The organism is Sphingopyxis sp. (genome assembly GCF_965279755.1).
GTDB lineage: Bacteria > Pseudomonadota > Alphaproteobacteria > Sphingomonadales > Sphingomonadaceae > Sphingopyxis.
Window position 1 is genome coordinate 1,206,995 of the sequence record NZ_OZ257261.1, and the last position, 19,728, is coordinate 1,226,722.

General features: G+C 66.6%; 14 protein-coding genes. 5 read left to right on the forward strand and 9 right to left on the reverse strand.

The window, feature by feature from the left end; translation table 11 throughout:
• The first annotated feature begins 106 nt into the window (after window positions 1–106).
• On the forward strand, window positions 107–2,686 hold the full coding sequence (gene clpB / locus ACQY80_RS05955) for an ATP-dependent chaperone ClpB (RefSeq protein WP_428684593.1): 2,580 nt from the start codon (window positions 107–109) through the stop codon (window positions 2,684–2,686).
• Between the two features lie 38 nt (window positions 2,687–2,724).
• On the opposite strand, the gene ACQY80_RS05960 is transcribed toward clpB, so the two are convergent.
• From ACQY80_RS05960 to xseA, 8 genes are all read right to left on the reverse strand, one after another.
• Complete coding sequence (locus ACQY80_RS05960; RefSeq protein ID WP_428684595.1) at window positions 2,725–2,979, reverse strand: hypothetical protein; 255 nt, start codon at window positions 2,977–2,979, stop codon at window positions 2,725–2,727.
• Window positions 2,980–3,073: 94 nt separating this feature from the next.
• Window positions 3,074–4,594, reverse strand: a complete 1,521-nt coding sequence (locus ACQY80_RS05965) for a putative 2OG-Fe(II) oxygenase (RefSeq protein WP_428684596.1) — start codon at window positions 4,592–4,594, stop codon at window positions 3,074–3,076.
• Window positions 4,591–5,748 carry an aspartyl/asparaginyl beta-hydroxylase domain-containing protein gene (locus tag ACQY80_RS05970; protein WP_428684598.1) on the reverse strand — a complete coding sequence of 386 codons (1,158 nt, stop codon included), beginning with the start codon at window positions 5,746–5,748 and terminating at the stop codon, window positions 4,591–4,593. Before ACQY80_RS05970 ends, ACQY80_RS05965 begins: the two co-directional genes overlap by 4 nt.
• Window positions 5,745–7,748: a tetratricopeptide repeat-containing sulfotransferase family protein gene (locus ACQY80_RS05975; RefSeq protein ID WP_428684600.1), complete on the reverse strand. Its 2,004-nt coding sequence runs from the start codon at window positions 7,746–7,748 to the stop codon at window positions 5,745–5,747. The genes ACQY80_RS05970 and ACQY80_RS05975 overlap by 4 nt, the downstream gene beginning before the upstream one ends.
• A gap of 81 nt (window positions 7,749–7,829) precedes the next feature.
• Window positions 7,830–10,964, reverse strand: a complete 3,135-nt coding sequence (locus tag ACQY80_RS05980) for a TonB-dependent receptor domain-containing protein (RefSeq protein WP_428684602.1) — start codon at window positions 10,962–10,964, stop codon at window positions 7,830–7,832.
• Between the two features lie 267 nt (window positions 10,965–11,231).
• Window positions 11,232–12,143, reverse strand: coding sequence for a M23 family metallopeptidase (locus ACQY80_RS05985; protein ID WP_428684604.1), 912 nt, complete (start codon window positions 12,141–12,143; stop codon window positions 11,232–11,234).
• An 8-nt stretch (window positions 12,144–12,151) separates the two neighbouring features.
• Window positions 12,152–12,358 carry a DUF2093 domain-containing protein gene (locus ACQY80_RS05990; RefSeq protein ID WP_428684606.1) on the reverse strand — a complete coding sequence of 69 codons (207 nt, stop codon included), beginning with the start codon at window positions 12,356–12,358 and terminating at the stop codon, window positions 12,152–12,154.
• Window positions 12,359–12,445: 87 nt separating this feature from the next.
• Entirely contained in the window at window positions 12,446–13,873 is a 1,428-nt protein-coding gene (xseA, locus tag ACQY80_RS05995; protein ID WP_428684608.1) for an exodeoxyribonuclease VII large subunit, read from the reverse strand.
• Here xseA and purD point away from each other — a divergent pair.
• The 3 genes from purD (at window position 13,872) to ACQY80_RS06010 (ending at window position 17,402) form a co-directional block, all read left to right on the forward strand.
• The gene (gene purD, locus ACQY80_RS06000) at window positions 13,872–15,182 is read left to right on the forward strand and encodes a phosphoribosylamine--glycine ligase (protein ID WP_428684610.1); all 1,311 of its coding nucleotides are present in this window, start codon (window positions 13,872–13,874) and stop codon (window positions 15,180–15,182) included. The two genes, xseA and purD, sit on opposite strands and share 2 nt — an antisense overlap.
• A gap of 27 nt (window positions 15,183–15,209) precedes the next feature.
• On the forward strand, window positions 15,210–15,980 hold the full coding sequence (locus ACQY80_RS06005) for a hypothetical protein (protein ID WP_428684612.1): 771 nt from the start codon (window positions 15,210–15,212) through the stop codon (window positions 15,978–15,980).
• Between the two features lie 990 nt (window positions 15,981–16,970).
• The gene (locus ACQY80_RS06010; protein WP_428684614.1) at window positions 16,971–17,402 is read left to right on the forward strand and encodes a hypothetical protein; all 432 of its coding nucleotides are present in this window, start codon (window positions 16,971–16,973) and stop codon (window positions 17,400–17,402) included.
• Window positions 17,403–17,449: 47 nt separating this feature from the next.
• On the opposite strand, the gene ACQY80_RS06015 is transcribed toward ACQY80_RS06010, so the two are convergent.
• Window positions 17,450–18,772, reverse strand: coding sequence for a hemolysin family protein (locus tag ACQY80_RS06015; RefSeq protein WP_428684616.1), 1,323 nt, complete (start codon window positions 18,770–18,772; stop codon window positions 17,450–17,452).
• A gap of 237 nt (window positions 18,773–19,009) precedes the next feature.
• Here ACQY80_RS06015 and ACQY80_RS06020 point away from each other — a divergent pair, with 237 nt between their 5' ends.
• A complete protein-coding gene (locus ACQY80_RS06020; RefSeq protein WP_428684618.1) occupies window positions 19,010–19,699 on the forward strand; it encodes an OmpA family protein in 690 nt (229 codons plus the stop codon).
• Window positions 19,700–19,728 lie beyond the last annotated feature (29 nt).

Consider the following 19,728-nt stretch of genomic DNA (forward strand, 5'->3'; position numbering starts at 1 on the left):
AGTCGCGACAGGCGTCATGGCCGAAAATTCGCACGACGGAAAGCCATGCTCTTGTGTTGCAAATCGGCAACACTATCTTGCTCGTCGAGAAAGGGGCTTATCCAGAATGAACCTCGAGAAATTTACCGATCGCGCCAAGGGCTTCCTCCAGTCGGCGCAGACGATTGCGATCCGCATGAATCATCAGCGGATCAGTCCCGAGCATGTCGCCAAAGCACTGCTCGAGGACAAGGAAGGCATGGCCGCGGGCCTGATCGCGAAAAGTGGCGGCGACGCCGCACGCGCGGTGGCAGGCATCGACGCGCTGCTTGCCAAGGTGCCCGCCGTGTCGGGTTCGGGTGCGCAGCAGACGCCGGGGCTCGACAATGACGCCGTGCGCCTGCTCGATCAGGCCGAACAGGTCGCCGAAAAGGCGGGCGACGGCTTCGTCACCGTCGAACGGCTCCTGCTCGCGATGGTGCTCGGCACCACGACCCCCGTGGGCAAGGCCTTCGCCGATGCCGGTGTGAAGGCCGAAGCGCTGAACGCCGCGATCAACGAGCTGCGCCGCGGCCGCACCGCCGACAGCGCGGGTGCCGAGGACAGCTTCGAGGCGCTCAAGAAATATGCGCGCGACCTCACCGAGGTGGCGCATGCGGGCAAGCTCGATCCGGTGATCGGCCGCGACGAGGAAATCCGCCGCACCATCCAGATTCTCGCGCGCCGGACCAAGAACAACCCCGTGCTGATCGGCGAACCGGGTGTCGGCAAGACCGCGATCGCCGAGGGCCTTGCCCTGCGCATCGCCAATGGCGACGTGCCCGACAGCCTGAAGGACCGCCGCCTGCTGTCGCTCGACATGGGCGCGCTGATCGCGGGTGCCAAATATCGCGGTGAATTCGAAGAGCGGCTGAAGGGCGTTCTCGACGAGGTGAAGTCGGCCGAGGGCGAGATCATCCTCTTCATCGACGAGATGCACACGCTGGTCGGCGCGGGCAAATCGGACGGCGCGATGGATGCATCGAACCTGCTGAAGCCCGCGCTCGCGCGCGGCGAACTCCATTGCATCGGCGCGACGACGCTCGACGAATATCGCAAATATGTCGAGAAGGACCCCGCGCTCCAGCGGCGGTTCCAGCCGGTCTTCGTTGGCGAGCCGACGGTCGAGGACTCGATCTCGATCCTGCGCGGGCTCAAGGAAAAGTACGAGCTGCACCATGGTGTGCGCATCACCGACGGCGCGATCGTTGCCGCCGCGACTCTGTCGAACCGCTATATTTCCGACCGCTTCCTGCCCGACAAGGCGATCGACCTGATGGACGAGGCCGCGAGCCGCATCCGCATGGAAGTCGAATCGAAGCCCGAGGAGATCGAAAACCTCGACCGCCGCATCATCCAGATGAAGATCGAGGAAGCCGCGCTTACCAAGGAGACCGATGCCGCGTCGAAAGACCGGCTTCAGGCCCTGCGTACCGAGCTGGCGAATCTCGAACAGCAATCGGCCGGGCTTACGCAGCGCTGGCAGGCCGAGAAGGACAAGATCCACGCCGAGGCGAAGATCAAGGAAGAGCTCGACGCCGCGCGCTCGGCGCTCGACCAGGCGCAGCGCGCCGGCGACCTCGCGAAGGCGGGCGAGCTTAGCTATGGCACCATCCCCGGCCTCGAAAAGCAGCTCACCGATGCGCAGGCCGCCGCAGGCAATGCGATGCTGCGCGAGGAAGTCACCGCCGACGACATCGCCGCAGTGGTCAGCAAATGGACCGGCATCCCCGTCGACCGGATGATGGAGGGCGAGCGCGAAAAGCTGCTCGGCATGGAGGCGACGCTCGAAAAGCGCGTGATCGGCCAGGACGAGGCGGTTCGCGCCGTCTCGACCGCCGTCCGCCGCGCGCGCGCCGGACTACAGGATCCGAACCGGCCGCTCGGCTCGTTCCTGTTCCTCGGCCCGACGGGCGTCGGCAAGACCGAACTCACCAAGGCGCTCGCACGTTTCCTGTTCGACGACGACAATGCGATGGTCCGCATCGACATGTCCGAGTTCATGGAAAAGCACAGCGTCGCGCGGCTCGTCGGCGCGCCGCCGGGCTATGTCGGCTATGAGGAAGGCGGTACGCTGACCGAAGCGGTGCGCCGCCGTCCCTATCAGGTCGTGCTGTTCGACGAGGTCGAGAAGGCGCATCAGGACGTGTTCAACATCCTGCTGCAGGTGCTCGACGACGGGCGCCTGACCGACGGGCAGGGCCGCACGGTCGACTTCACCAACACGCTGATCATCCTGACGTCGAACCTCGGCAGTCAGGCGATCGCGGCGCTTCCCGACGACGCGCCGGTCGAACAGGCCGAACCTGCGGTGATGGAGGTGGTGCGCGCGCATTTCCGGCCCGAGTTCCTGAACCGGCTCGACGAAATCGTGCTCTTCAATCGCCTCGCGCAGCAGCATATGGGCGGGATCGTCGATATCCAGGTTGCGCGCGTGCAGAAGCTGCTCGCCGACCGCAAGGTGACGCTCGACCTGACCGACGCCGCGCGCGCGTGGCTCGGCCGCGTCGGCTATGATCCGGTCTATGGCGCACGACCGCTGAAGCGCGCGGTGCAGAAATATCTGCAGGATCCGCTCGCCGACCTCATCCTGAAGGGCGAGGTCCACGACGGATCGACAATCAAGGTCGACGAAGGCGACGGCGCCCTCAAGCTGACACCCGCCTGACCGCTGCGTGAATTGGGCGCCCCTCGAAAGGGGGCGCCTTAATTCCCGGCGGTGCCGCGTTGAACCTGCGCGCGCTCGATATTGCCGCGATTTTCGCGCGTCTCTTCTGCCCATTCGGCGCGCGTCTTGCAGATTTTCGTCGTCTGCAAACGGCTGCCGAGAACCTCTTCCTTGCGGCACACGACTTCGTTCGGATCTTTCTTCTTGCCCGCGGGTTCGGCGGCGGCGGGACCGGGAACGAGCAGGGTGCCGCCGATCAGGGCGGCCAGCATCAGGGATTGCGTCTTGGGCATCACTTGAACCTTTTATAACTCTCTGCCGCGCAGTCTAAATCGTCCGCGGCGCGCGGCCAAGCCTTTTGCGCCGGATCGCTCGGCGCCCGATTGCTCAGCGCGGCGGGGCGACGTCGAACGCGACCGTCAGCCGCTCGCCCTCGCCGAACGGCCGCGTGCCGTGCCACAGCCACGACGGGAAAAGCACCAGCCGCCCGGGCACCGGCTCCACAAGCCGCGTCGGCGGCGTATCGAGCCCCAGCGCGGCCTGCGGCTCACCGAGCGTGAGCCAGCCCGCGTCGGCGACATCGCCCGGCTGGCGGTCGGGCAGCGCGACATAGAGCGCCGAGCTGATCCAGCCCTGCGGGTGGACATGGTTGGCATGGAAGCCGCCGCCGCGCAGCCGCACCGACCAGCTTCCCGCGAAACGCACCCGCCGGCCGCGGCGCGGGCCGAGGAGTGGATGCCCGGCGTCGAGCGGCGGCAGGTCGGCGACATAGGTCTCAACCGCCTCGACGATCACGGCGCGCAAAGCACGGGTCAGCGGATCGATGCGGCTGAACAGCGGCCCGTCGGTCTGGGTGCCGCCGCGCACCGACTGGTCGAGATATTCGCCCCGCGCGACATGCAACGATCGCAGATGCCCAGCGAGCTGATCGAGCGGCGGCAGGCGGTCCGCCAGATCGAACGTCCGCACCAGCCCCGCCTCGCCCGACAGCCAGCCCGCGCGCGGATCGCCCGTCAGTCGCCAGAGCAATTCGGCATAGGGCCAGATTACCGCCCGCCGTTCCCCGCCAGCCGCGATCTCGGTATCGATCAGCGCCCCCGCCGCAACGAAGCGCTGCGCCCGCAGCAGATGCCGCACCCGCCAAATTCGCGTGCCGGGCCGCATCGCTTCGCCGGGCAACGCCTCGAACAGACGGTCGGCGCGATCGATCTGCCCCAGTTCGGCCGCGGCAATCGCTTCATGGTCGGCGATTTCGCTCGCCGGCACACCCGCCCTTCCGGCGCGCGCCACCGCATCGGCCAGCGCGGCATAATCCTCGCCCTGACGATGAAGCTCGAACAGCGCGCGCCATAGCGGCACCGACGCCGGGTCCGATGCCAGCGCACGCTCGAACGACGCCGTCGCCTCGCCGGCGCGTCCCATCAGTGCGCGCAGCTGCGCAAGTTGCATATGCCCGGGCAGCCACAGCGGCACCTCTGCCACGATCGCATCGAGCGCGGCCTCCGCCTCCTCGCCGCGCCCCGCGGCCCAGCGCGCCGCCGCCAGCCCGATCAGCACATCGCCATTGGGCGGCCCCGCGCGCCCGGCCGCCTCGAACAGCGCCACCGCATCGAGCCCCGCCTCATAGGCGACGCGCGCGCGGCCGTGCGCGATCCCGGCATCGCCCGGCGCCAGCCGCGCCGCGGCGCCGAACGCTTCCAGCGCCGCTTCATGCTCATCGAGCGCACGGTGGAGCAAGCCCGTCCACTGCCACAGCCGCGCCGCGTTCGACCGCTTCGCCGCCGCCGCGACGAGCGGCAGCGCCGCCTCTTCCTCGCCTTCGTCAAGCGCGAGGTTCGCAAGGTCCGCAAAATCGTCGGTACTCGCCCGCCCCGCGTGCGCCGCCGCAAGCCGGCCGGCGAAGCTCACAGCCCCTCGGGCGCGCCGCCCGCCTCGCTGCCGATCAGCGCCGCGACCGCCTCGCGCTCGACGGGGAGCAGGTCGGGGTGCCAGACGTCGAAGATGAAGACCACGCGCAGTTGTTCGCTCGGGTTCAGCGCCTCATGCTCGATGGTGTCGTCGAACACGAACGCCTCGCCGCGCCGCCAGTTACGCGTCTCGGCGCCGACGCGGAACCAGCAGCCCTCGGGCACGACCAGCGGCAGATGGCAGACGAGCCGCGCATTATTGTAGCCGACGTGCGGCGGGATCGCGGTGCCCGGCGCGAGCAGCGAGAACATCGCATTGGGCGACGCGCCCGGAATGGCCGGCTGATCCAGCCCCTCAAGCAGCGCCATCGTGCGCGGGCAATGGCGCGCATTGGCCTCGATCCGCCGCCCGCTGCGCAGCAGGTGGATCGCCGTCCAGTCGGGATTATGGTTGAGACCCCGCCACTGGTCGAGCGGCTGGTGCGCGGCATATTGGACATAGGGGACCAGCTCGGCGCGCTCGGCGGTCATCACCGCCTCCAGCTCGGCGGCGATGGTGTTGGTCGCCGCCTCGATCGTCTCCAGCCAGGGGAAAAGCGCGCGCGGATGAAATTCGCGCTCGCGCAGGCCCGGAAAATGAAAATGGGTCGGCTCGCTATGATAGGGCCGCGTGCGGCGCAGCGCATTGCTGCGAAAGCGCGCGATGCGGGCGGCCTCGTCGGCATCGGCGCGCGCCTCGATGTCGGCCATTGCTGTCGCCAGCCCCGCTTCCTTGGCATCGAGCCACGCCGCATGGCAGCGCTCGCCCTCGGCCAGTACTGCGGCCAGCTGCGGCGGCAGCGTGCCATCGGGTTTCTGCGCGATCGCATGTCCCCACGCCTCACCTGCGTTCGGCTCGCCGATGCGCTCGAGCAGGTTCGCGCGCAGCATCAATGCGGTGAAATCGAGCGGCGCCAGCGCCAGTGCGCGATGCACCGCATCGAGCGCGACGCGCGGGCGGCCCAAGGCGCGATGGGCACCGGCAAGCCGCAACAGCACCGACAGGTCGTCGCCGTCCTTCGCCGCTTCCTCGAACAGGCTTGCCGCGCGGGCGAAATCCTGCGCCGCCAGCGCGCGGTCGGCTTCCGCCAGAATCGCCGCGCGCGCTGCCGTCACAGACTGTACCCGAATTTTTCCACCCATGGCCGCAGCACCGGCAGGACCGGTTCGAGATGCTGGCGATACCCTTCCCAGCGTCCCGCCGCACGCTTGTAGATCGGCTCGACAACCTGCGCATAGCTTGCGGTGGTGATCAGCCCGCGCGACTTGGCGGTCGTGCGGTGATCGAGCGCCTCGTCGCGCCACTCCAGCCCGAGGAAGTCGAACAGCGGCCGCACCTCGGCCTCCACATCCTCGACCAGCCGCTCATAGACGATCGTGTGGACGTTCAGTCCGAACAACTCGCGCGCGCGCTCCCAATGCTGGAAGGTCAGGTCATAGAAAGCCGCTGCGTCCTCCAGCCGCAGGAAATTCGCCATCGCGTCGTTGAGACGGAAATTGCTCATGAAACAGCTCAGCAGCACGTCGCACGGATGCCGCAGCGCGAGGATGAAGCGTGCGTTCGGGAACAGACGCTGGATCAGCACCGCCTTCGACAGGAACAGTGGCGACTTGTCGATCAGCATCCGGTCGGGTGACAGCGGCGCCGGCGCGACCTTGGCGATCTCATCGAAATAGAAGCGGCGGGCATCGGCAACCCCCGCATCGTCGAGGCCCTGTATTTCCGCCATTCCGCCGATACGCCGATCGACGAGATTGAGCGGCGGCTGCTCTTCGAGCACCATCGTTCCGGGGTGCCCCATCAATATCGTATCGAGAAGCGTCGTCCCCGAACGGGGAAAGCCGAGCAGGAAGACGGGGTCCGCATGGTCGCGGCCGGACGCCGCGCCGGGCCATGACTCCACCCATTCGGGGCTCAGCAGATCGAGCTCGCTCTGCAACCGCTCGCGAAGCACCGACGCGCGTTCGAGCGGCCGCGTCGGCGACATTTCGTGCAGGCCGTTCGTCTTGCTGAAGGCCGCGAAGGCTTCGTCGATGCGGCCGAGCCGGTCGAGCACCTGTCCGCGGAAATGCGATGTCCGCTCGGGCTCGATCTCGGGCGGCACGCGGTCGAAGTTGGCGAGCGCCTCCTCGAACATCTTCGCGCGGCGAAACTCGAGCGCGCGGATGAAGGCGAGCGCGCCGTCGCCAAGGCCGTTGGCCTCGGCAAGCGCGATCAGCGGCGCCAGCTCTTCCTCGCGGTTGCTATGCTCATATTGCACCGCCAGCCCGATATAGGCGTCGGTGACCGACGGATCGAGCGCGATGACCTTGCGAAACGCCTGCTCGGCCTCGTCGATCCGGCTCAGCAGCCCGCATTCGACGCCGAATTTCAGCTGCAGATTGGCATTGTCGGGGTCGCGCGCGATCGCCGCCTCGATTGCCGGCATGGCATCGTCCTGCCGGCCCTCCTTCTTGTACTGGACATATAGTTCGTGGAGCGCGCGCGCGTCATCGGGAAACTCCTCGGCCGTCCGCCGGAGCAGCGCCTCGGCCTCTTCGCCGCGATCGACCGTACGCAGCGCAACCGCCAGGTTTAGCCGCGTCGGCGGCGCATACGGGTTGAGCGCCATCGCCTTTTCAAGTGCGGCGACGCTGCCTTCGAGGTCGCCGGTCGCCGAGCGCGCATTGCCGAGGTTGTTCCAGCTTTCGAAATCCTGCGGCTCGCGCGCCACGACATGCTCATAGGCGGTGACCGCCTCGTCAAAGCGTTCGAGCGACTGCGCGACGAAGCCGCGATAGCGCGCGACCCGCAGCGTCGCGTCGGCGCGCGCCAGCTCGGGCGTCGCAATCTCCAGCGCCCTTTCCAGATCATCATTGTCGATCAGCACCGCAATCAAATTGCATGCGATCGTCGTGTCGGCCGGGCGCGCGCCATGCGCGGCGCGGAGATGGTCCGCCGCAGCCGCCAGATCGCCAGCCCGTGCCTGTAGCATGCCCAGAAAGGCGTTGAGCGCGGCGGTGTCGCCGCCGCTTTCGAGCGCGCCTTCGGCAAGCTGCCGGGCGCGCGCGACATCGCCGGACTGCGCCGCACCGACGGCCTGGCGCAGCACGTCGGCGGTTTGGGAATCGAGCATCGAGTTTTTCACCGCTTGAACGAAAAGGGGCGGCCGGTCCTGCGACCTGCCGCCCCCCTATCTTAGGACGAAATGCGGAACTTAGAAGTCCAGCGTGACGCCAGCAAAGATGTAACGACCCAGCGCGTCATAGGTCGCCGGATAGGTGTTACCGTTGCAAGGACCGGTCGGGCACAGGTTCGACCCGTCGCGGCCGGCGTTACCCGAGGTAACGAGCGGCGGCTGCTTGTCGAGCAGGTTGTTGATGCCCAGACGGAACGTATAGTTGTCCGACACGGCGAAGGTGGTCGCCAGATCGAAGTAGCTGTACGCCTTCAGACGCAGACCCGGGTCGAAGTTGAAATCACCCGCAAGCGACTGGCTGTCGCTGAGCGTTTCCGCCTTGACCTTGCCGATGTAGCGCCACTGCAGCGAGATCCCCACGCCGCTCGGCATGTTGAAGCTGGCGCGAACCTTGTGACGCCACTTCGGCAGCATCGAACCGCCAGCCGTGGTACCGCCCGACGAGCAGACCGGACCATAGAGGCCGGCGCAGTCATAGGCTTCGGTGAGGCCGTTATCGACGCTGTACTTGTCGAGATACGTGCCGACGAAGCTCATCGACAGCGTACCGGCACTGCCGATTTCGTGGCTGTAGGCGCTGTTGATCTCGAGGCCGCGGGTGCGGACCTGACCGAGGTTCGACGGGATGTTGTTCACATAGCCGCCCGGGGTCAGCCACAGCGAGCCGGCCGCATCACGGTTGATCAGGTCGCACGATGCGGGCGTGAAGGTTGCGGTCGCGTTCAGCGTGCAATCCTTCAGGATCGCATCCTGTGCCGGCGGCTGGATGGCATCCTTCAGCTTGATGTCGAACCAGTCGACCGTCAGCGAGAAGCGCGGCAGGAAGCTCGGTTGCAGGACGACACCAAAGGTCTTCGTCGTTGCGGTTTCGGGCTTCAGGTCGGGGTTACCGCCGAGCAGGCCGTTATACTGGCCCGCCGGGTTGGCGGTCGTGCCCTGGCCAACGGCCAAACCCTGCGCGATACAGCCATAGTCGGTCGCGGTGACCGGTGCGCCGGCGCACGGATCGGTCGCACCGTTCAGGCCGACCGTCGGCGTCGAGAACAGTTCCTGGATGTTCGGAGCACGAACCGCGCGGTTGTACTGACCGCGGAACCGGACGTCGCGGATCGGCGCGAATTCCAGCTGCAGCTTGTACGTGTCGGTATCATATTTGCGGTTGGCGCTCGTCTGGTACCAGGACTTGCGATAGCCACCGCTGAAGCTCAGGTCATAGATGAAGCTGTCCTGGATGATCGGAACCTGCGTTTCCGCGAAGAACTCATAGACCCGGAAGCTGCCCGAGAGCGGGAGCGTCGCGCCGCCCTGGCCGGTGAGATCGCCGGTCGAGAAAGCGTTGTCGGTCTTGAGATCGAGCGATTCCTTGCGCCATTCGAAGCCGAGGTTCACGCCGATGCCATCATCCGCCCAGGGCGACTTGATGCCATATTCGCCAAGCTGACCCGTGAACGAGGCGTTGGCCACCTGTTCCGAGGTGAAGCCCTTCTGGAAGCCGACGGCCGACAGATAGTTGACCGATTCGGGGCTTGCACCACCAGCACCGTTGAAGATGTTGTACGGTACGCAGTTCGGATCGCTGCCGTCGATGACCGAACGGCAGACGACTTGACCCAGCGTCGCGCTACCCGCGCGGGTATCGGTGACGACGTTCAGCGCGCGATTGAGACGCGCGACCGAGAATTCGTTCGAATAGACCTGGGTATAGTTCGAACGACCGTACTGGTAGTACGCATCATACGACCAGGCTTTACCGAGGTCGCCCTTCGAACCGATCACCGTGCGGAAGTTCGTGTGCTGCAGATCGCTCTGACGCGGACCACCTTCGACGTTACGACGCAGAACCTGCATGAACGCCTGGTTGTAGGTGTTGCCGAGCGAGTCGGTGAACACCAACGGGGCAGCACCCGGGTTCGGGTTGTACGGCGCTGCCACGGCAGTCGGGAAGTTCCCGATATAGCCGTTGATCAGGTTCGGCGCGGCGCAGATGATGGCGCGCTGGGCGGCCGACATCAGGGCGTTGTCGCAGTTGACGGTCAGCGTGTTGCCGAAGTTGCCCGACGGGGCGATCTGGGCGACCGTGCGGTCGTCCATGAACATGAACTCGAGGTACGGCTTGATCGACTCGTTGATCTCGTAGTTTGCGAACAGGCCGGCGGTGTAACGCTCGTCCGGACGCTGATAGTGGTTCGTCGGCGCGAAGTTATAGCGCGACGTGGTGTTCTCGAACCCGCCGCCCGGCAGGAAGCTGTACACCGTCGACGACGCCGTGTTGAGCGTCGGGTCGAAGATGATCGCCGTGCCGGTCGAGTTGGTCAGCGAGCCACCGCAGTTCGGCGCACCGCCACCCGTGTTCTGGATGGTGCAGGCGCTGTAGTCGCGGCGCGACTGAAGGATGGCGTTCGCCTTGCGATAGCCGGCATAGGCGACGATGTGGCCGCGGCCGTCGTCGAATGCCGCACCGAAGGTCGCGGTGACGTCGATGGTGCCTCCGTCGACGACGCTGCCATCGGGATAGCCAAAGCCGCGCGCCTCAAGCGGGCCGCGGATCAGCTTGTTGCGGTTGTCGTGCTGATAGATGCTGTACTGGCCGTCGACACGGAAGCCCGTGAAGTCGGTGTCCATCACGAAGTTGACGACGCCGGCGACGGCGTCCGCACCATAGGTCGCCGAAGCGCCGCCGGTCAGAACCTGGACGTTCTTGAGCAGCGCGGCCGGGATCATGTTGATGTCGGCAGCCGAGCCGCTTCCGGGGCTCGGGTCGCCCGGCAGCAGGCGGCGGCCGTTGACGAGGCTGAGCGTACGCGTGGTGCCGAGGCCGCGAAGGTCGACCGAAGCGGTGCCGTCCGCGCCGTTGGCGGCGGTCGACGACTGGCTGGCGAAGACCGACGGCAGCGAGTTCAGCATGTCCTCGACGCGGGTCGTGCCCTGCAGCTTGATATCTTCGGCGGTCACAACCGTGATCGGCGCGGCCGATTCCAGGTTCGCCTGCGGGATACGCGTGCCGGTGACGATGATTTCGTCGCCGCTGGTGGCGGTGTCGTCGCCGACCTGGGCATCCTGCGCCATCGCGGGGGATGCGCTGGCAAGCAGGCCAATGCCGAGCACGAACGGCGCAGCGCCGAGCTTCAGCTTCGAATAGTGGGTGGTTTTCACAGTGCAGTCCCTTGCTACTGTTGATGATATTACCCGGACCCCCGTTTGCGAACGGCGCAAAGCCGACGCAACAGACGCCCCGATGCGTGCGGGATGATCCTACATTCAGGCGTAGTAAAGGTGCATTACACCTGCCGCGGCGGTTTCATCGGCGATTGTGACGTATTTGCAACAGACCGGAATCGCAGTGAAATAGACTGCGCCAACCCGGCACAGTTCGCGACACATGATATCAAATGATATGATTTCAGCGCTGTGAAACGCCCTTCAGCGGCCCATCGGACCTGCCAGCTTGCCGGGATCGAGACGCGCATCGCGCCATTTCAGGCCCCAGTGCATATGCGGTCCCGTCGCGCGGCCGGTCCGCCCGACCAGCCCCAGCTGTTGCCCTTGCACCACATGATCGCCGACTTTCACATCGAGCCGCTGGCAATGGAGGAATGCGCTCGACAGCCCCATCCCGTGGTCGACGATGAGCAGATTGCCCTCAAGCGTGAACGGCGCCGACGCGGCCAGCGTCACCACCCCGTCGGCGGGCGCAAAAAAGGGTGTCCCCGCAGGCACCGCGACGTCGGTGCCGCTGTGGTAGCTGCCCGGCTTGCCCTGATAGACGCGCTGCGACCCGAAAAAGCCCGATAGGCGCCCGGTCACCGGCCAGCGGAATGTCTGGCGCCAGCCGTCGGACACCACCGGCGTCGCGCGCGCCGCGGCGATCTGCGCCAGCTCGGCGGGGCGGCGGCGTTCGAACTCGGCGTCGCTCGACGCGCTGCCGCGATAGGGGGCGTTGATAGTCTCGATCCGCCAGCTGCCTGGCGCGACGGACAGCGCGCGCTCGACCTGCTGCCCCGAAGCGAGCGTCGCGACAAGCCGCGCCGAAGGCCCGGCATCGCGGTCGAAGGCGATCAGGAAGCTGCCGTCGGCAGCAACGGCGATCGCCTGCCCGTCGAGCGTCAGCGTCCGCGTTCCGCCCGGCACCTGCCCGACCATCACCGCGCCCTGTTCGGGGGTGCCGCGAAGGATGAAATCGCCGCGCACCGGCGCGGGCGGCGGAGCCACCGGGGCCGGCGGCGTGACCGCCGCAGGCGACGGCGCGGGCTTGGCGGGGGCTTCGGTCGCGGGAACGCAGCTCGCCGCGACGATCAGCAAAGGCAGCGCGGCCGCGAACCGGCGCGCGGTCATGGCCCGCCTCATGCCTTGTGGTCGAGCTCAGCCTGCACCGAAATCGCGGCGGTCGCATAGGGCTCCTGCCGCGCGACCGACCAGTAGCGCAGCTCGTCGAGCCCGATCGGAGCGCCCGAAACCGCGCACAGCACATGATCACCGGGCGCAAGCACCCGGAAGCCATTGGGCCCGTAATGGAGACGCGCAAGGCGGTTGCGGCTGGCGATCAGCATGATTTTTGGTCCATCGAAACGTAAGTCAATGCAGTCCCTATATCAGCTTGGCGGCCCCGGGCCACCCCCGCGGAGTTCGGGAAGGCGTCAGAAAAGCTCGCCCTGCCCCCGCCCCGTCGCGCCGGGCGCGGCGGACGGAGCCTTTCGCGCAGGCCTCGCTGCCGCCGGCGCATCGCCATCGGCGACCTCGGCCGGCACCTCACCGTCGGCGAATTGCAGCCGCAGATGCCCCGCCGCACGCGCCTTCGCCGCCGTCGTCACGATCGCACCGTCGACATCACGCACCATGGCATAGCCACGCGACAGCAGCGCGCGCGGGTCGAGCGAACCGAGCAGCCGCCCCAGCCCCTCCAGCTTCGCCCGGTCGCGGTCCCATCGCCGTTCGAGCAGCGCCGGCCTGAGCGCGCCCGACCGCGTCGCAAGCCGCTCGGCCACCACGCTCAATCGGTGGCGCTGTGCGCGGTCGAGCCGGTCGCCATTGTCGTCGAGCCGCTGGCGCTGCGGCGCATAGAGCGCCTCGCGCTTCGGCAGGTGCCGCGCCAATGCGGCCAGCCGCTCGCCCGCCAGCGCCTGTTGCCGGTTCGCGGCGCCGATCATCCGCCCCTGCCACGTCGCAAGCTGCGCCTGCAGCTCGGCGCGCACCGGCACCGCCATCTCGGCGGCCGCGGTCGGCGTCGGCGCGCGCACGTCGGCGACATAATCGGCGAGCGTCACGTCGGTCTCATGCCCCACCGCGCTGATCGTCGGGATGCGGCAATCGGCGATCGCGCGCACGACGACCTCTTCGTTGAACGCCCACAGATCCTCGATCGAACCGCCGCCGCGCGCCACGATCACCAGATCGGGCCGCAGCACCGGTCCGCCGGGCGCAATTGCATCGAACCCGCGCACCGCATTCGCGACCTGCGCCGCCGCGCCCTCACCCTGCACCAGCACCGGCCACACGATCACCCGCGTCGGGCAGCGGTCGGCGAGACGGTGCAGGATGTCGCGGATCACCGCCCCGGTCGGCGAGGTTACGACCCCGATCACCTGCGGCAGATAGGGCAGCGGCTGCTTGCGCTCGCGGTCGAACAGTCCCTCGGCGCCGAGCCGCGCCTTCAATTTCTCGAAGAGCAGCATCAGCGCGCCCTCGCCCGCGACCTCGAGCGTGTCGACGACGAGCTGGTATTTCGAGCGCCCCGGATAGGTGGTGAGCTTGCCCGTCGCGATCACCTCGATCCCGTCCTCGGGCCGGAAGGCGAGACGGCCAGCCTGCCCCTTCCACATCACCATGTCGATGAGGGCATTGTCGTCCTTCAGCGCGGCATAGAAGTGCCCCGACGCGGCGCGTTTCGCGCCCGACAGCTCGCCGCGCACGCGGACACGGGCGAAACCGTCCTCTACGGTGCGCTTGATCGCTGCGGATAATTGGCTGACCGACAGGGCAGGCGCATTGTCCCCCGGCGACGCCTCGGCTAACAGCCGCGCTTCGGTGCCATCATCGGACGCCGGATCGGGAAAAGGGACTGACATGAATATCCTGCTGGTGGGCTCTGGTGGCCGCGAACATGCGCTGAGCTGGCAACTGGCACAATCGCCGAGTTGCGCCAAGCTCTATGCCGCCCCGGGCAACCCGGGAATCGAACTCCACGCCGAATGCGTGCCGATTTCTATCGATGATCTGGACGGCCTGATCGCCTTCGTCAAAGCCCATGCCATCGATTTCGTCGTCGTCGGGCCCGAGGCGCCGCTCGTCGCCGGTCTCGCCGACCGCCTGCGCGACATCGGTATTCCCGCCTTCGGCCCGTCCGCCGCCGCCGCCCGGCTCGAAGGGTCTAAGGGCTTCACCAAGGATCTGTGCGCACGCGCCGGCATCCCGACTGCCGGTTACGTCCGCTGCACCAGCGCCGACGAAGCGCTCGCCGTTCTCGAAGGCTTCTCGATTCCCGTCGTGATCAAGGCCGACGGTCTCGCCGCCGGCAAGGGCGTGATCATCGCCGAGACGCGCGGAGAAGCCGAGGCGGCGATCGCCGACATGTTCGACGGCGCCTTTGGCGGCGCGGGCGCCGAGGTGGTGATCGAGGAGTATATGACCGGCGAGGAAGCGAGCTTCTTCGCCCTCTCCGACGGCACGGACGTGATCGCCTTCGGCAGCGCGCAGGATCACAAGCGCGTCGGCGACGGCGATGTCGGCCCGAACACCGGCGGCATGGGCGCCTACAGCCCCGCCCCGGTGCTTACCCCCGACCTCGAAGCCGCCGTCATGGACCGCATCATCCGTCCGACCGTGGCGACGCTCGCCGCAGAGGGCACGCCTTATGTCGGCGTGCTGTTCGCGGGACTGATGCTGACCAGCGAAGGCCCGAAGCTGATCGAATATAATTGCCGCTTCGGCGACCCCGAATGCCAGGTGCTGATGATGCGCTTCAAGGGCGACTTCGCCGCGCTGCTTTACGCCGCTGCGACCGGCACGGTCGCGACGGCCGCCCCGCCCACCTTTTCGCACGACTATGCGCTCACCGTCGTGATGGCGGCAAACGGCTATCCCGGCACCCCCGCAAAGGGTGGCGCGATTCACCGCATCGCCGATGCCGAAGCGGGCGGCGTGCGCGTCTTTCACGCCGGCACCGCGCGCGAGGATCGCACGCTTGTGGCTGCTGGCGGCCGCGTGCTGAACGTCACCGCCACCGGCAAGAGCGTCACCGAAGCGCAGGCACGCGCTTATGCCTCGGTCGACAAGCTCGATTTCGCCAGCGGCTTCTGCCGCCGCGACATCGGTTGGCGCGAGGTCGCACGCGAGGCGGAGCAGGCGGTGCTGGACGGCGCGAACGCGCGCGCATAGGCTGATCCGCAAGACAGGGAGAATATCATGGCGTGGCTTCAGGAAAATTGGATCATCGCGGTCGTCGGCCTTGTCGTCGCGGTCATCCTGTTCTGGTTCCTTTTCGGCCGGAAAAAGCCTGCGGACAACGAAACCCCGGTCGCGCCGCCCGCCGAACCGAAAAAGCCGCTGGAAGCCGTGAAGCCGGAGATTATTGCGGCCGAACCCGCGCGCTTCAAACCGAAGGAACCGGCCCCGGCGCCTGTCGCTGCACCCGCGCCTCCCCCGCCGCCGGCGCCCGAACAGGTCGCTGAAACGCCCCCGACGCCCGAATCCGCGCCGGCACCCGAGCCCGAACCTGCCGCCGAAGTCCCGGAAGAGCCCACCGTTCCGGCCGCTCCCGTCGCGGAAGCCCCCGCGCCCGCGCCGCCGCCTCAACCTGCGCCGGCCCCCGAACCTGTCGCGGCCGTACCCGAAGAACCCACCGCTCCGCCCCCGGCGCCCGAGCCCGCCGCCGAAACGCCGGCACCCGCTCCGGAACCGGCTCCTGCCCCCGCTCCGGCAGCCAAGGCCGACAATCTGCAATTGCTGAAGGGCGTCGGCCCGAAGATGGTCGGCCTGCTGAACGGCCTCGGCGTCACCAGCTTCCAGCAGATCGCCGACTGGACCGACGCCGACGTGGCACGGATCGACCCGCAGCTCGGTGCCTTCCAGGGCCGCATCGCGCGCGATGCGATCGTCGATCAGGCCAGCTATCTCGCGCGCGGCGACAAGGCCGGGTTCGAAGCGAAATATGGCGCGCTGGGGGGCGAACTATAGCGTCAGCTTCCGACCGATTGCAGACACTGACCACTGCGTTATAATTGCTCGATGAAACGATTGCCTATCGCGCTCCTATTCGCATCGGTTGCAAGTTGCTCGACCCTTCCAAAGCCAAATGGCATTTCGGAATATGCGGAGCTTGAGGGATTGATCGGCCAGAATGTGACCTTGGCTGGCTTCTGGTCGAAGCAGCATGAGGCCACGGGGATTTACTTCGGAAAACAAGAGTACCGAGACGCGCCCAAGCAATGTGTCGCGGTCGCTCCGTCCCTCGAAGTCGCCCACGGCAGTCGTGTGCGGATTAGCGGGACCTTAGAGAAAGGTCCCTGTGGTAAGGAGCTGATCTGCCTCACCGTTTGCCAGCCGTATGTCCTCAACAACGCTCGCGTGGTTAGATAATCATTAGTTGTCCGCTTCCCACCCCATTCCCACCTTTCGCTGCCGATCTGGTCGAAATGACGGCAATCGACCGATTGCGGACACTAAAAGATTCAAGCATGGTTCGACAATGAAGCCCATCCCATCCAAATCCGAGCGAATGGAATTACGCAAGGCGATCGGGAATAGGGCCATTACAGACCCCTACATTCCGCCTCATCACCGCGGACCGGAATTTCTCGTAGCTCACGCTTGTTTCGATTGTCGGAAATCATGGAAGCTGTCTGAGGAAAGCTCCGCAATTTGTCCCCAGTGCGGGAAGTCCGTCAACTGGATGGGACGAGCATTCAAGGCGCCAAAAAAGACGGACCGTGAGCAGTGGGAAAAGGTTGAGGCGCTGTGGCGGGCGGGATTTCGGTTCTTCCCCAACACGGGCTGGCGCGAGGTTGAACCATATCCAGAACGGTTGCGCGATGTTGCGAAGTTCGTTGCTGACAATCCGAAGCATCCATTTCGAGTTGAGAGCTAACGTCCGCTTTCCACCCCAAAGTCGACATCGCCTTCAAATAACCCTTTCCTACATTATCCGGCCGTGCTCCAGACTGGCAGATGGAGAACCGCACACCGCCGCCCGCCCGGCTGCTTGCCGATAGCTGCCTCGCCTTTATCCCCGTCGCGCAGCAACGTCATCGTGCCGACGGCTGGACGCCGGAAACGCAGGCCAATTTCATCCGCGCGCTCGCGGCGATGGGGTCGGTGGGTCAGGCGGCGCGCGCTTTCGGCATGGGACGACGTTCCGCCTATCGCCTCCGCGATCGTGCTGGCGCAGCCAGCTTTGCGTCCGCATGGGACTGCGCGCTTTCGATGGGGCGGACACACCAGTTCACTATCGCGATGGACCGCGCGCTCAACGGCGTCACCATCGTGCGGGTGATGAAAGGCGGCGCGATCGATGTCAGCGGCGGCCCCGACATGGATATCGTCCGCTCGGCGCTGCGCGAGGATACAGCGCCGCTTAAAGCCACAAAGGACACAGTTTGAAGGCGCGCGTGCGGGGCCTTTGTGGCTTTAACGAAAAATCCGGCGCCTCACTCGTCCCCGTCGCCTTTCGGCTTCGACATTTCGGTGACCAGCAGCTTGTCGATCTTGCGCCCGTCCATGTCGACGATCTCGAACTTCCAGCCCTTGTCGACGAAGCTTTCGCCCTCGGTAGGCAGGCGCTTCAGGATCGCCAGCACATGGCCCGCCACGGTCGCATAGTCGCGGTCGTCGCCAAGCTCGATCCCCAGCCGTTCGGCCATCTGGTCGGCGGGCATCGATCCCGCGATGAGCAGGCTGCCATCGTCGCGTTCGGTGACGAACGGCTCGCTGCCGATATCCTGATCCGACGCGAATTCGCCCGCAATCGCCGACAGGAGGTCGGCGGGCGTCACCAGCCCGTCGAAATGGCCATATTCGTCGTGGACGAGCAGCATCGGCACTTCGGCGGCGCGCAGCCCTTCCAGCGCGTCCATCGCGTCGATCTGGTCGTGGATCACCTTGGCGGGACGCATCAACTGCTCCAGGTCGATCGCATCGCCGCGGAACAGCGCTGCCGCAATGTCGCGCGCCTGCACCACGCCGACGATATCGTCGACCGATCCGCGCGCGACAGGCAAGCGGCTGTGCGGCGTTTCGAGCAGCTTGTCGCGCACCCCGCGCGCGTCGAGCGCGGTGTCGATCCAGTCGACATCCTTGCGCGGCGTCATCACCTCGCGCACCGGACGGTCGGCAAGCCGCACGACGCCCGAGATGATCGCGCGCTCGCTTTCCTCGATCACCCCCGATTTCGACGCCTCGGCGACGATCAGATGCAGTTCCTCGGCGGTCACCCGATCTTCGGATTCGCGGCTGAGGCCGAACAGGCGGAACACCAACGCCGAACTGTTGTTGAGCAGCCAGACGAGCGGCGCGGCGATACGCGACAGCCAGTACATCGGCCCGGCGACGATGATCGCGATGCGTTCGGGCGCGCGCAGCGCGAACTGCTTGGGCACCAGTTCGCCCGCAATCAGCGAGAAATAGGTCGTGATTGCGATGACCGTGGCAAAGCCGGCCGCCTCGGCGGTTTCGGGATCGAGTCCCAGCCACGCCGACAGGCGGTCGGCGACCGGCTGACCCAGGCTCGCGCCCGAATAGGCCCCGGTGAGGACGCCGATCAACGTGATGCCGACCTGCACCGTCGACAGGAAGCGTCCGGGGTCGGATGCGAGCTGCCGGGCGATCTTGGCGCCGCGGCTGCCGCGTTTTTCGGCCGCCTGCAGCCGCGGGTCGCGCGACGAGACGATCGCGAGTTCGGACATGGCGAAAACGCCGTTGAGAAGGACGAGGACCGCGATGATCGCGACGTCGGACCAGGGGAAAGGGCTCATCGGGCGGTGGTACGGCGCATCGGCGCCAGGCCCCTGTCGGTTTCGGTCATGCCCGCGCTATAGGCGAAAGATGGCGCGATGCACAATGGCCCTGCCCGAAAGCCTCTCCGCACCATCGGCTCAGCCCCGGTTCAGCCAGATTTTGGAACCAGTTGCCCCGGCCATATGTTATCCGCATGGATGGCGGCATCCGCAGGGCCAGAAAGCGGTCGCCGCCGAAAGAAAGGGAGCAAAATCATGAACAGCAGGACGATCAAGCTTGCAGCCATGGCCAGCATCGGCGCCATCACGCTGACCGGCTGCGTCACCGACCCCGAAACGGGCAAGCAGACGATTTCGAAGGCCGCGATCGGCGGCATCGGCGGCGCGCTCGGCGGCTACCTGCTCGGCGATCTCGTCGGCGGACGCCGCGACCGCACCGAAAAGATCCTTGGCGCCGGCATCGGCGCCGTCGCCGGCGCGGGCGTCGGCTATTATATGGATCAGCAGGAAAAGAAGCTGCGCGAACGCACCGCGGGAACCGGCATCGATGTCGAGCGTCAGGGCGACCAGCTCGTCCTCAACATGCCCGGCGACGTGACCTTCGACCTCAACAGCGCGGTCGTGAAGTCGCAATTCCGCAGCGCGCTCGACAGTGTCGCGTCGACCCTCTCGGAATTTCCGAACACCTATATCGACGTGTACGGCCACACCGATTCGCAGGGCAGCGACGCCTATAATCAGGGTCTGTCCGAACGCCGCGCCTCGTCGGTCGCCGACTATCTTGCCGGCCGCGGCGTCAACCGCGCCCGCATGGCAACGATGGGCTATGGCGAATCACAGCTGAAATGCGCGCCCGAGCGCACGCAGGCCGACTATCAGTGCAACCGCCGCGTCGAGATCCGCATCGCGCCGGTGACGCAGAGCGACGTCAACAACGCTCGCTAAAACAGTTCCATTCCCGTGGAACGGGGCGT

Excerpts from the sequence above, each read along its gene's own strand:
- clpB (WP_428684593.1), top strand. The coding sequence starts at position 107 with ATGAACCTCGAGAAATTTACCGATCGCGCCAAGGGCTTCCTCCAGTCG.
- ACQY80_RS05960 (WP_428684595.1), bottom strand. The coding sequence starts at position 2,979 with ATGCCCAAGACGCAATCCCTGATGCTGGCCGCCCTGATCGGCGGCACC.
- ACQY80_RS05975 (WP_428684600.1), bottom strand. The coding sequence starts at position 7,748 with ATGCTCGATTCCCAAACCGCCGACGTGCTGCGCCAGGCCGTCGGTGCG.
- ACQY80_RS05985 (WP_428684604.1), bottom strand. The coding sequence starts at position 12,143 with ATGACCGCGCGCCGGTTCGCGGCCGCGCTGCCTTTGCTGATCGTCGCG.
- ACQY80_RS05990 (WP_428684606.1), bottom strand. The coding sequence starts at position 12,358 with ATGCTGATCGCCAGCCGCAACCGCCTTGCGCGTCTCCATTACGGGCCC.
- purD (WP_428684610.1), top strand. The coding sequence starts at position 13,872 with ATGAATATCCTGCTGGTGGGCTCTGGTGGCCGCGAACATGCGCTGAGC.
- xseA (WP_428684608.1), bottom strand. The coding sequence starts at position 13,873 with ATGTCAGTCCCTTTTCCCGATCCGGCGTCCGATGATGGCACCGAAGCG.
- ACQY80_RS06005 (WP_428684612.1), top strand. The coding sequence starts at position 15,210 with ATGGCGTGGCTTCAGGAAAATTGGATCATCGCGGTCGTCGGCCTTGTC.
- ACQY80_RS06010 (WP_428684614.1), top strand. The coding sequence starts at position 16,971 with ATGGAGAACCGCACACCGCCGCCCGCCCGGCTGCTTGCCGATAGCTGC.
- ACQY80_RS06015 (WP_428684616.1), bottom strand. The coding sequence starts at position 18,772 with ATGAGCCCTTTCCCCTGGTCCGACGTCGCGATCATCGCGGTCCTCGTC.
- ACQY80_RS06020 (WP_428684618.1), top strand. The coding sequence starts at position 19,010 with ATGAACAGCAGGACGATCAAGCTTGCAGCCATGGCCAGCATCGGCGCC.